Genomic DNA, 12,670 nt, shown 5'->3' on the forward strand with positions numbered 1-12,670 from the left:
GTTAAAACTATTTATTCCTCGGAGATCCCCCTAAATCCCCCTTAAGAAGGGGGACTTTGAGTAAGTTCTTGTCCCCCCCTTTTTAAGGGGGGTTAGGGGGGATCGAGCTTAACTGAACCGTATTGCGATATCCTAGGGTGCGCGGCTTAAAAATTACTTAACATTGGGCTTAAATCTTCACTCGCCACCCAGGTTACACAAATCTCAAATTAAGCTTTGGGAGCGGGATCGGCAATGTATTGGAAAGTCGGTTCCGAGTTCCAAGGCCCGCGTTCATCCTTGCCATTTGTGGACAAGTTAAAGTAGAGATCCACAGTGGAATCGGGCGGAATATTGCCGAACATCGGATCGGTGAGTTTACCCAGCGATTCCAGAGCTTTCATGAACATTTGAGTGTGAGAAATTTCGCGAGTCAGGAGAAAGTGCAGGGTCTTTTTAGTTCCCATATCCGGTGCTAGTTTAATCAATTCTTCGTAGGTTTGGCGAGCTCCTGCTTCGGCAGCGATATCAGCGCGCAAATCGCGCACCACCTCCCCGCCTTCGTTGATATAAGCTGCCGTCCAAGCTTGACCTTGGCTGTCCAACAAGTGTGGGCCTACGCCGCGCACCGCAAACAAAGTGCTTTTGTAAGCTTCTGTTTGGTCAGAGTTTTTGGTGTGCATTTCGATGAGTTGGCCCACCATTTCTAAGTGGCTGAATTCTTCTATTGCAATATCTTGGAGCATATCCTTAATCCCTGCATCTTCACAGTGAAAGGACTGCACCCAGTATTGCAGAGCTGCTGTCAGTTCTCCGGTTGCTCCGCCAAACTGTTCTAGCAGCAATTGGGCAAAACGGGGGTTGGGTTCATCTACCGTCACCGCAGCCATTAATTGTTTTTTGTGAAAAAACATGGATCGATACCTCTTTTAATTCTATTGTTACAGTCTGAGGATTGCAGACTTGTAGCTGTGTTCACCTTCACAATCCATTGTGCGACAAGCGATCGCACCGAACCTCGGTCGCTGGTTACATCTAACGACACAAATTTCTCTGCTTTCAGGTAGAGTTTAAACTTAAAATTTTAGTTAGTTAATCGGTATAAACATTACGATTTAGGATCGCTATTATTGTCGCATTCGGTTAATTTTGCTGACAGGGCATCGAGGTGTCGCAGCCACTGAATGCCGCCAACCCAACTGCGAGAGGGGAGGTGTCCTATCGGTGCTTGCTGAGTAAATTTAATTTGTCCTAAAGCAGTAGCAGAGTTGTATGTCGGCCAGTTTACCCGATCGCAAAATATGATAGAATCTTCCTTAACGCTAGCTCATATCTATTTTAGATTTTGGATTTTAGATTTTAGATTGCGGACAAGAATTTTTTTTAAGGAACCGCGAAGACGCAAAGGGCGCGAAGGAAGAGAGAAGAGAGAGAAGAGAGAGGGTTGACAAATGATGCAGGGAGGGATCTGAGGCTATTTTAATGCGATGGCGCGCATCAGGAGGCTGCCAGAGCTGCAACAGGTCGGGCCGCGCGACTGCTCAGGAAGCGAGATAATTGCCGTTGGCGAAGCCCTCGAAGAGGCTCGCGCGGAGGAGCAAAATTGTGCTAAATTCTTACTGTACCTGGAATTTGAGGCACAATCGATGCGATCGGTTCAGAGACGCTGAAAAATATTTTGAATTTTTTTTTGCTTGACCCCTAGACTTTTGCTGGAATATAGTGCTATAGTTAGAAACGTTATGGCGAGTGTAGCCAAGTGGTTAAGGCAGTGGTTTGTGGTACCACCATTCGTGGGTTCAATTCCCATCATTCGCCCTTTTAATTTTATTGTGCAGATGCGTGTTGGGTCTGCATCAGCAGACGGCGGTTGAAACCGCTTCTACACAAACAATGTCCGCCTCCGCGGACTGAAGAAGATAACCTGATTTTGATCCCCCGGTCTTCGTCTTCAACCCGCGGAGGCGGGTTTCGTCTGTGTAGACGCGGTTTCTAACCGCCCGGTTTCAACCGCCCGGTCTTCTTAACCGGTGTACGATGCACACCATACAAATTCAATCGGTGCGCGGTGCACACCCTACGAGCCTATGTGCTAATCTAAAATCCAATCAAAAATCAAAAATCTAAAATCAGAAATCAAAATATGCCATCTTTAGTAGCAGAAGATTGGGGATATAAATTTAGCGGCGATCGCACAATTAATAAGTTTATTCGCGATATAGAAGGAGAAGCTGCTGTAGCGAAATATTGCGATTGGGAATGCAGAGATCGTGCGGAACTTCTGATGTCGGAGATAGCCGGCGAATCCCACAGTCTTTTCTATGTGCGCCGCCAAAAGATAAATGAAAGATTTTCGGAAGAGGAAATCTGGGAGTTGATTCTTGCTACGGATGGAGATGATTTTGAATTACCTCAATTGCTGCAAAAAGCCGATCGCACTTTGCGTTTACTAGCAACTGTACGCTGCGAAGATGGAATCGGCGGCTTGAAACTGCTGGATGCAGGTTTGGTGGCGGTTCCCAGAGGGAGAAAAGATGGGTATGGTTTGCCGGTTCAGTTGCGGCTTTTGCCTAAAAGTCGCTCGCCAATTCCTGTAAAGTCGATCGCCCGCGTCCAAGAAATGCCTTTTTGGGACGACAGACACATACCGACTACCGAACAGCTTAAAGTTTGGCATACTTTTTTAAATGTTGAAAAACGCATCGCGGAAGCGCGTCAATTTTGCGTGCCTTTTCGCGGTCACAATTACGGTTCAGGCTTAAAAATCGTCACTTTTGAAATTGATCGCAATTGTGCAACTCTTGACGGCTACGAGGAAAATTCCTTAGAATTGAGCGACTTTCGCGAAAGGCTGAAAAAGGCGAGAAATGAAGAAATTATCCTGTTTGATTCGCCGCCCGGAAGCAGAAGCAGTCGAGATGGCGAGACGTTGGGTAGCATCGCCGAAATTGACTTTGAACATGGTAAATTACGCATTAAGTTAGATTTTGATTTGGGCGATCGCATGGCGGGCGGCAGATATCAACTGCCCAAACAAGGATTCTTGTATTTTGAGGCTGCGGGCGATATCAGTCAAATCGAACGCAAGAAAAAAGCTTTAAAAATGCTGACAGATGGCCGCGCTCAAAATCCCTATTTGAGCGAATTTTTATTCGACTCTTCTCAAGCGAGAATACCCGACAAATTAATTAAATTGGATAGGGAAAAGTTATTAAATCCCAATGCTAATGACGACCAACTTGCAGCCGTAGAAACCGTGCTTTCGGCGCGGGATTTGATTTTGATTCAAGGGCCGCCGGGAACGGGAAAAACGACTGTGATTGCGGAAATTTGCTATCAAATTGCCCGTCAGGGCGGCAAAACTCTAATTGCTTCCCAAGCTAATTTGGCTGTAGACAATGCTTTGAGTCGGTTAGTTCACAATCCGGCGATTCGGGCTTTGCGGAAGGGAAAAGCTCATAAGGTGCAGGAAGAAGGGCAGCCGTTTTTGGAGGAAAACGCGATCGGCACTTGGCTGCAAAATACGGCGGCTGACTGCGAACAAAAGCTCTCGCAGCGCCAGACTAATGTCAAGTCTTTGCGGCTGTTGCTGGCAGAATCAGACAGATTTACAGCTTATTTTACGGCTGAAAAAGCTTTTTTCAACGAACTAAAACACTTGCACGAGAGTCAGGCAAGTTTTGAGGAAAAGTGGAAGGAACAAGCAACCGCTTGTGAACGGATTTTAACCGAAAAAAGCGAGATTGAATCTGTTGTTTCTGGGCTAGAAAATCTGCTAGATGCGCCGAATGTTAACTGGGAATCTCCAGAAGTTGCTGAGTTTATGCCACGGCTAAAACCTTATTCAGAAGGCAATGTTTTAGTAGAAAACTTTATGGCAAATGTGCGGATATGCGCCAGCAATGCTACTCAATTAGGCTTCGATCGCCCTGCTTGCGGATCGTTTGGGATTGCGGTTTGGCTGCGGGAAACTGTAGCAGCGCAATTGTCGGAATTTAAGGCGGCATTCGATCGCGCTGATGATGTTTGTCACGCTATGTCAACGGTTGCGGAGGCTTTGCGGGTGTCGCGGCAGATGTCTGATGCTGTGAATCAACTCGAGTTGGGCGATCGGCAAAATCAGACACACCGCCACAATCTCGAACAGAAAATCAAGAATTTGGAACTGCGAAAAGCGGAAATTGCAGCCGTTGTCGTCGCCGTTGCACAGTGGATCGAGACAGCAGATACGGGACTCTATGAAGTCGTGAAAACTTGCTGGGAAACGGGCGCAATCCTGACCGATGATATGGTAGAATTGCCCGCAGGATTGCTGAAAATTGCCCGATCGCTCAAATTGCCGATCGTGCCACCCAAATGCAAAATTAATTTACCCGATTTGGATCGGTTGCAAAAGGCGATATCTCACGAAGAAAGCGCAGGTTTTAAGGACATACAAGGGCAACAGTTCCGGTTTAGCGAGTTTCTGCACCTAAATTTGAACCAAACGCCGATCGTGCTCGCTGCGGGCGATCGTACGCAGTGGCAACAACTAGCCAAAGACTTCGCCAGCTATTCCCAAGTCAGCCAAAGTCAGCGCAAATTTATCATCGAAAAAGCCGCCACTTTTTTAGGTAGCATTCAACAATTTTACAGTGAATCCTTGCAGCCAAATCAGATTCAGGCTACCTTCGATCGCCTAGTCAAAGAATTGCTGCACAGCATCCTCGCAAATGCGCGTCAGTGCGTGGTTCCCCTGAAAACCGAAACCGAACAGCAACTTATCAAACAGCAGCAGTTATTAGATAAAATCGGTCAAACCGTGAACCAGCAGCAAATATCCGCCGCTAAACTTCAGGTAGAAACAGCGCAGCAACAGGCGAACTTAAAAATTAGCGAAGTTACCAATCTATTGCAAGCAATTGTCCGACAGCAAAATGTACCTGAAAAAATGCGGATTTTAGCCGAACAATATCTCGCCCAAAAATCGAATATTTGGGAGCAACCGCAGCATTTTGTCAAGCAAGTTGAGGCATGGAAAACCAGCGCGATTGTGCTTGAGAAATCGATTGCTGACTTAGACCCTTTCGACATTTTGGAGAGGATAAAAAACACTCTTGACGAGCATTTATCTCCGCTGCAAACTGCCGCCGCAACTTCGCAGCAGCAACTCGCAGAACTTCAAACTGAATTGAGCGAAATTACCGCTAAACTGCAACAGCAGCAACCGACAGCAGCATTACTTGTTGAGAGGAATTGGTGGGAGTCAACCTGGCCAAAAATCCCGGAACAATATCGGCCAGAAGTTCCGAGTACAGGATTGTTCAGCAGCGAGTTTTTAAGCAAAATCAAGCGTTTATTCAAAACTTGGCAGCGGAAGTTAGAACAAGAAGAAACCGCCCTAAATCGTTCTCAAAAATTGGTGACTGATTGGATTCAAAAACTCCGCAATCCATCTGAAAAAGACCGCAACGATTTAAAGCAAATTTATATTGACAATGCCAACGTGATCGGCATAACTTGCGTGCAAGCTGCTAGCTTTGATTTTAGTAAAAACTTTCCCAGCTTTGATGCAGTCATCATTGACGAAGTTAGCAAATGCACTCCGCCAGAGTTATTGATTCCCGCTTTGAAAGGCAGAAAGTTAGTATTAGTGGGCGATCACAGGCAATTGCCGCCGATGTTCAATCAAAGTACGATCGACGATATCGCCGAAGACATCGGCTGTACCGGAGACGAACTTAGCTTCATAAAAGAATCGCTGTTCAAAGTTTTGTTTGAAAATGCCAGCGACAGCATCAAAAAAATGCTGACAACTCAATACCGAATGCACCCGCAAATTATGGGCGCAATCAATCAGTTTTACCAGCAAAAGCTCAACTGCGGCATTCAGGAAGCAGACACCAAACGCGCCCACAACCTCGCAGGTAGAATCATTCAAGAAAACAATCATATCCTGTGGGTGAAAACGCCTGTGGGACAAGGGTTTGAGGAGGAAAAACAGGGTACTTCGCGGTTGAATGTCAGGGAGATTGACGCGATCGAGCGTTTGTGCGAACAAATGGAGACAGCTTGGCGGCCCAAAGTTGCAGAGGGTGAACTGCCCAAAGAAATAGGGATTATCACTTTTTACGGCGCTCAATTGAATGCAATTAAAGACAGAATCGAACCAGAAAGATTTCCGTCTTTGAGCATCCGCACTGGTACGGTTGACATATTTCAAGGCATGGAAAGACCTGTAATTATTGTCAGCACGGTGTGCAATAATGTTAGGGGCGATATCGGATTTGCTAAGGAACCGGAACGGGTGAATGTGGCATTTTCCCGCGCTCAAGAATTGCTGGTAGTTGTCGGCTGTCACGATTTATTTACCCAACAAACAGGTACTGTCGGAAAAATGTATCAGGAAGTTTCAAAAACGGTGCGTCACTGCGGAGGTTTTGTAGATGTTTCTAGCGTCCTCAACTAAAGAAATTGACTCGAATTTAAGTTCGCTAGCGGCACAAATTGAGCAGCAAAATCCGGGTTTGTCTGTGTTGGCGGCGCGTCAATTCCGCTTTGCAATCCGCCAAACTCCGCTGGAGGTGGCGGTTAGCGAACCCCGCGAGTTTAATGTGTTGGAAGAGTTTATTTTGCGGGCTGGCGTTGAGTTTGAACCCGCGCCAACTTTGAAGGAATTGGCGGATTTGCTGGGGTTGGATGAGATTTTTGTGAAGACGGCGGCGGCGACTTTGGCTAGTTTGGAAAGCTTGGAGGTGGCTAATAATGGCAAAATTGCGATCGCGCCTCTAGGCAAAGATTTTTTCGAGAAAGGTGCGGTTAGTCGATCGCAAATTCAATCAATTTACGCCATTTCCGATCCTTTAAATCAAACTCTTACCTTTAAATTCGATGCTTTAGCCGCAGAATCGGTCAACTTACCAGATTTAGCAGATTTAGTATCGCTCGAACATAAAATTTCCGACCTTGCGGATTTAACGATAGCAGAAATCCAGCCGTTAATTCAAGCTTCCGGTTTAGGAATTCACGTCCCCGAAAACGGCAAAATCGTGTCTGAGTGCGATGTCGTCGGCGACGATTTGGAGATTTGGCAAACAGTATCGATTTTTGTGTTGCTGGATGCGATCGAAAATAAAACTACTATTCAAGCCAGACAGGGAAAGCAAATATTAGAAACAGCATCAAACTTTTTAAACGAACTAGAATCGCAACAAAAACTTGCCTTAAATGACTTGTGCAAATTACCAGAAGATGTCATCTCGCAAGAGCCAGAAATTATCCCCACTCCCAAAACTCGGAAACCAACATCTAAGAAGAAACGCAAGGAAACAGAGCCAGGAAACAAGTAATATGAGGACTCAATTCCTCACGAAGAACTGGTTTCTAGTGCGAACTGAAGTCCGCATTAGCTAAAAATCATTGAGAAATTTAGTCTTTCAGAGATTGACAATATATTGTGATTTCGCTATAATTTGTAGTTGTATGCGATCGTGCTGAGATTAAATTTGTGTCCGCCAAAGATACCTTCCACGAATCCGTAAAGAGAGCCCTTGAAAAAGAACAGTGGGTGATTACTGCCGATCCACTAAAGTTTAAGTTTGGCAATATTAAATTTCAGGTCGATTTGGGAGCAGAAAGGTTAGTCGCAGCGGAGCGAGGAGGGGAGAAAATTGCAGTCGAAATCAAAAGCTTCCTTAATCCCTCTGTGATTACAGACTTTTATGCTGCATTGGGACAATTTCTCAGTTATCGGCTAGGGCTGGCATCTGTTGAACCCAATCGGAAATTGTACTTGGCAGTACCAATTGACGTGTATAGAACATTTTTTCAGTCTGAATTTACTCAAGCTGCGGTACAACAGTATCAGGTATTGCTAATCGTATACGATTCAAAAAATGAGGTAATTGTGCAATGGACAAACTAGCTCAATATCGTCAGTACGTTCAGGCATTAATGAGCCGTTATGCCGAAGATGATGTTTCCGATGATGAAGTCGAAGTGCAACTTATCTGCGACACAGAACGAGATCATTATCAGTGGATGAACGTCGGCTGGGAACACCTTAACCGGATTTATCAAACCATAATTCACATTGACATCAAAGATGGAAAAATCTGGCTTCAGCAAAATTTGACCGAGGAAAATCCTGCGGAGGAATTAGTTGCAATGGGAGTACCGAGAGAGGATATTATTTTGGGATTGCAACCGCCATACAAACGACCGTATACTGATTACGGTGTAGCCTAATATAGGTTTGTAGTGAGGACTTTAGCTGTAGGGTGCGTCAGTCTTCAGGTGACAACGAAAAATTCCGATTTTTCTAACTGACGCACCTGACTAATATAGGTTCGTAGTGAGGACTTTAGCTGTAGGGTGCGTCAGTCTTCAGGTGACACCGAAAAATTCCGATTTTTCTAACTGACGCACCTGACTAAGCTGTTCTGCATTTAAATTGTCTGTCAAAAAACAATCAAACTCTTGTGGGGTGGGCTTCTAGCCCGCCCCGAATATGCAATTTAAATGCGCGACAGCTTATCAGGTGCGTCAGTCTTAAGATTACTAAAAAAATTTAGGGTTCCAACTGACGCACCCTACGATAATCCTACTGAGCCTTAACGCATTTCAGCATCCGCAAAGTAGCTGTAGGGTGCGTCAGTCTTCAGGTGACAACGAAAAATTCCGATTTTTCTAACTGACGCACCTGACTAATATAGGTTCGTAGTGAGGACTTTAGCTGTAGGGTGCGTCAGTCTTCAGGTGACAACGAAAAATTCCGATTTTTCTAACTGACGCACCTGACTAATATAGGTTCGTAGTGAGGACTTTAGCTGTAGGGTGCGTCAGTCTTCAGGTGACAACGAAAAATTCCGATTTTTCTAACTGACGCACCTGACTATCAGGTGCGTCAGTCTTAAGATTACTAAAAAAATTTAGGGTTTCCAACTGACGCACCCTACGATAATCCTACTGAGCCTTAACGCATTTCAGCATCCGCAAAGTAGCCGCCGCCGCGTAATTGCGCTTTGCAGAATCATCGGGAGCAAACCGATTGCCAATTTCGTTAAGAGACGAAGCAACAGAACAATAAGCAGACATTTGAGTAATAATAGAAGCAGCCCAATGATTCTGAGTATCTGAAAAAGTTTTAGAAGGCTCTTTAGCAACTAAATTCGGCTGCATTCCCCGCGCCGACAAACCAAATTCCGCCGCTCGACGGAGCACCGCCATCAATTCAGCGCGAGTGACTGGCTGCGTAGGTTTAAAAGTTCCATCTTTATAACCGCTGACTATCTTGTTGTCCCGCGCAAATTGAACTTTTCCCGCACTCCACCGCGAGCTATCAACATCGCTGTAGGGACGGATAGAAACACTGCTAGGAAATGTTATATTAGCACCTTGTATTCCTTTCAAAGATTCCAATACTAAAGATACCAATTGCTCTCTAGTAACAGCAAGTTGCGGTCTAAAAGTATTATCTTGAGAAAACCCGGCGACAAACCCAAGGCGCACAGCTTCTTTAATTTCGGAAGCGTAGATATCGGTAGCAATATCTCCGAATGTATTTCCGCCGGTATTTCCGCCGGTATTTCCGCCGGTATTGCCTCCGGTATTGCCTCCGGTATTGCCTCCGGTATTGGCAGTTTCTCCCGGTGCGAGTTCCTTGCTAGTGAAATAAAAGTGACCTAATGTGCGGCCTTGATAAGCTCTTTTAGTCAAGCGCCAAGCCGGATCGAGAGTGATTTTCATAAAGCCGTTAACATCGCCGTTTGTGCGGCCGATGATTATCGGTTTAGCGTTGGGATCGTTGGGAGTTCCCATTAGTACAACATTGCCGTCAATGCTTTCTAAACTCAGGCTGTATTTTAAGGCTAAATCGGTGCCGGCCATGCGAATTGAAAAGCCGTTGCTGTCAGTTGCGCGACCGCAAATGCCGGTGAAATCAAAAGTAACTAATAACGGATCGACTCTCACGGGATTAGAGCCGCTTTCGCTCCAGCACTGCCGCTTGTCTGTGACCTGTTCTACAATTAGTAATTGGTAGCCGCCAAAAGCGCGGGGTTGTGCGATCGCAATTACTCGGTCTTGGTTAATTTCGGTTTCGTCAAAAGTATATGCTTTAGCCGAACCGATCGCCCCTAGTGTTAAAATTGCTGAACCGGCCAGTGCGGCCGCTGTTCGTACCAGTGAATGTTTCATAGTTTTTCCCTACTTACCCGTTGTTTTTATGAGACCTATCTAGAATATAAAAAGGTCGCGATGTCCAGACAACAAGATAGAATTTTACCATCTATGGTTCCGGCGATCTCAAGCGCGATCGCACGAATACCATAAAATTCAATAGGGTACAGTTAAGTCTGATCCCCCCTAGCCCCCCTTCTTAAGGGGGGGACAAGAGTATTTTCTTGTGTCAACCCCTACTCCCCGATCCTCGGGGAATTTAGGGGGAGTTCAAATATAAAAATGCTATCAAAGTTCCCCTTCTTAAGGGGGATGCGAGGGGGATCTCTTATAAAAAACGGTGCGTTAAACTTGGTTAACGCACCCTAAAACAAACTTTAAAAAAGTCTCTTTCGCCTCTAGCGGAACATACTGCTAACAGAACTATCTTCGTGAATCCGCCAAATAGTTTCTCCCAGCAAATTCGCTACCGAAAGCACAGTCAACTGCTTAAAACGGTTCTCTTCAGGCACAGGAATTGTATTCGTAACAATTACCTCTTCCAACACCCCGCTAGACAAACGCTCGATCGCCGGAGGCGAAAACACCGCATGAGTAGCACAAGCATAAACCTGCCTCGCACCCTCCCGGCGCAACAATCTCGCGCCCTCAGAAATCGTGCCGGCAGTATCGATCATGTCGTCCACCAACACGGCTGTTTTGCCCCTCACATCACCGATGAGGTTCATCACTTCGGCGATGTTGTGAGCTTGGCGGCGCTTGTCAATAATTGCCAGGGGAGCATCGCCAAGCTTTTTGGCAAAAGCTCTCGCCCTAGCGACTCCGCCAACATCGGGCGAAACCACAACAATATCTGTTAATTGCTTGCTCGCCAGATAATCCAAAAGCACCGGCGAACCGTAAACGTGGTCGAAAGGAATGTCAAAATAACCTTGTATCTGAGCCGAGTGCAAATCCATCGCCAAAACGCGACCGGCCCCTGCCTCAGTAATCAAATTAGCCACTAATTTTGCAGTAATCGATTCTCTTCCGGCCGTTTTGCGGTCTGCCCTAGCATATCCGTAATAGGGAATGACGGCTGTAATTTGTCTGGCCGAAGCGCGGCGACAAGCATCGATCATAATTAACAATTCCATGAGGCGATCGTTTACCGGACAGCAAGTTGGCTGAATCAAGTAAACATCGCAACCCCGAATCGATTCTTGAATTTGAACGTAGAGTTCCCCATCAGCGAACCGCTTGCGAACCATCGGCCCCAAATCAATCCCCAGATAGCGAGCCACCTCTTGGGCGAGGGGAACATTAGCAGAACCGGAGAACAGCCGCAGACGGTCGTGAGCGGAAACCGGCGGCTCGGGAAGCGAAAGCGGTAAAGTAGCAGAACGGATCACAGCAGGCCTCTTGCAGGACGTTTATTCCACCGCCATCTTACCATCTGAAACTAGAAATAGTCAGCCAATTTTTTGAGAGATTTAACTTTCGGGGCGGGCGCAAGTGTGAAGTTAGGCGAATTGAATAGGACTTGCAAAAATATGTCCGAGAAACCGGGTTTCTAGCCCACATTCGGCACCCTTAACGGTCACAATCGGTTTTTACTTATTTTTATCCAGCAATAAAAGTATGAATTATACTTGGATACCGTACATTAACGGATAAAAAAAAAATTAAAGGCATAATTTATTACTTTAAAGATAGAGTTTTATGCGTAATTATGCTGTGTGACACCCCAGGGTGTGGAATGTGGGCTTTAGCGAACTCTGTACTGGCAGAAGTACGATCGCACCTGTGCCCCTACATCTAAAAGTTCTAGCGTGAGTCAATTTGGGGCTGAGGCTGCAAGTGCAGCCACCCCAAATTCGGTCGAAGGCCGAAGGCATCCGGGTTCAATGCGAGAAAAATGCCACCAACAGGCAATAAACTTGAAAAATACTGTAAAAAAAGTTAAGAATCGGAGCATTCTCCAGATTTTTGATGTCGGGCAAAGCAAGGTAGAAATCGATGAGCTTAAGAGAACGCATTGACGCAGAAATCAAAGCAGCTATGAAGTCCAAGGACAAAGTTCGCTTGGAAACAGTTCGCGGCATCAAGAAATTTATTCTCGAAAAAGAAGTCAGCCTCCGCCCCTCCGGGCAAGACACGCTGACAGAAGCTCAAGAACTGGAAATTTTGATGCAAATAGCCAAACAGCGCCGGGATTCGATCGAACAATACCGCAAAGGCGGCCGCGAAGATTTAGTGGCACAAGAGGAGGCGGAGTTAGCAATTGTTGAAGAGTATTTGCCGCCGCAAATGTCAGACGAAGAAGTGAGTCAAATCGTTGACGAAGTGATTGCCTCGGTTGGCGCTACTTCTGCAAAAGATATGGGCAAGGTGATGGGGAAGGCAATGCAGCAGCTTAAGGGCAAAGCAGACGGCAATAAAATTCAAGACATGGTGAAAGCAAAGCTTAATCCTTAGTCATTGGTCATTGGTCATTGGTCATTAGTCATTGGTCATTGGTCATTGGTCATTGGTCATTGGTCATTGGTCATTG

8 protein-coding genes, 1 tRNA gene and 1 pseudogene are annotated in these 12,670 nt (G+C 45.9%); 7 read left to right on the plus strand and 3 right to left on the minus strand.

All coding sequences use genetic code 11. The annotated features are described in order from the left end of the window. Positions 1 to 209 precede the first annotated feature (209 nt). Entirely contained in the window at positions 210 to 893 is a 684-nt protein-coding gene (locus QUB70_RS28870; RefSeq protein WP_332985040.1) for a manganese catalase family protein, read from the minus strand. A gap of 831 nt (positions 894 to 1,724) precedes the next feature. Between QUB70_RS28870 and QUB70_RS28875 the strand changes: the two genes are divergently transcribed. The 6 genes and pseudogenes from QUB70_RS28875 to QUB70_RS32805 all read left to right on the plus strand — a co-directional run. Then, positions 1,725 to 1,797: transfer RNA gene (locus QUB70_RS28875), tRNA-His, on the plus strand. Positions 1,798 to 2,122: 325 nt separating this feature from the next. Then, positions 2,123 to 6,427: an AAA domain-containing protein gene (locus QUB70_RS28880; RefSeq protein ID WP_332985041.1), complete on the plus strand. Its 4,305-nt coding sequence runs from the start codon at positions 2,123 to 2,125 to the stop codon at positions 6,425 to 6,427. After that, on the plus strand, positions 6,405 to 7,307 hold the full coding sequence (locus tag QUB70_RS28885; protein WP_332985042.1) for a hypothetical protein: 903 nt from the start codon (positions 6,405 to 6,407) through the stop codon (positions 7,305 to 7,307). Before QUB70_RS28880 ends, QUB70_RS28885 begins: the two co-directional genes overlap by 23 nt. 158 nt (positions 7,308 to 7,465) lie before the next feature. Further along, complete coding sequence (locus QUB70_RS28890) at positions 7,466 to 7,882, plus strand: XisH family protein (RefSeq protein WP_332985044.1); 417 nt, start codon at positions 7,466 to 7,468, stop codon at positions 7,880 to 7,882. Further along, positions 7,870 to 8,205: a XisI protein gene (locus tag QUB70_RS28895; RefSeq protein WP_332985046.1), complete on the plus strand. Its 336-nt coding sequence runs from the start codon at positions 7,870 to 7,872 to the stop codon at positions 8,203 to 8,205. The genes QUB70_RS28890 and QUB70_RS28895 overlap by 13 nt, the downstream gene beginning before the upstream one ends. A 368-nt stretch (positions 8,206 to 8,573) precedes the next feature. Then, a pseudogene (locus QUB70_RS32805) lies at positions 8,574 to 8,654 on the plus strand (YSIRK-type signal peptide-containing protein); the annotation flags it as partial. Positions 8,655 to 8,922: 268 nt separating this feature from the next. Here the strand turns inward: QUB70_RS32805 and QUB70_RS28900 are convergent. Together QUB70_RS28900 and QUB70_RS28905 are read right to left on the minus strand one after the other, a co-directional pair. Next, a complete protein-coding gene (locus QUB70_RS28900) occupies positions 8,923 to 10,155 on the minus strand; it encodes a DUF3747 domain-containing protein (RefSeq protein WP_332985047.1) in 1,233 nt (410 codons plus the stop codon). 380 nt (positions 10,156 to 10,535) lie between these two features. Then, positions 10,536 to 11,528, minus strand: a complete 993-nt coding sequence (locus tag QUB70_RS28905) for a ribose-phosphate pyrophosphokinase (protein ID WP_332985049.1) — start codon at positions 11,526 to 11,528, stop codon at positions 10,536 to 10,538. Positions 11,529 to 12,135: 607 nt separating this feature from the next. On the opposite strand from QUB70_RS28905, the gene QUB70_RS28910 reads away from it, so the two are divergent. Continuing rightward, entirely contained in the window at positions 12,136 to 12,594 is a 459-nt protein-coding gene (locus tag QUB70_RS28910) for a GatB/YqeY domain-containing protein (RefSeq protein ID WP_332985050.1), read from the plus strand. Positions 12,595 to 12,670: the final 76 nt, after the last annotated feature.

The organism is Microcoleus sp. A003_D6 (assembly GCF_036702825.1).
GTDB lineage: Bacteria > Cyanobacteriota > Cyanobacteriia > Cyanobacteriales > Microcoleaceae > Microcoleus.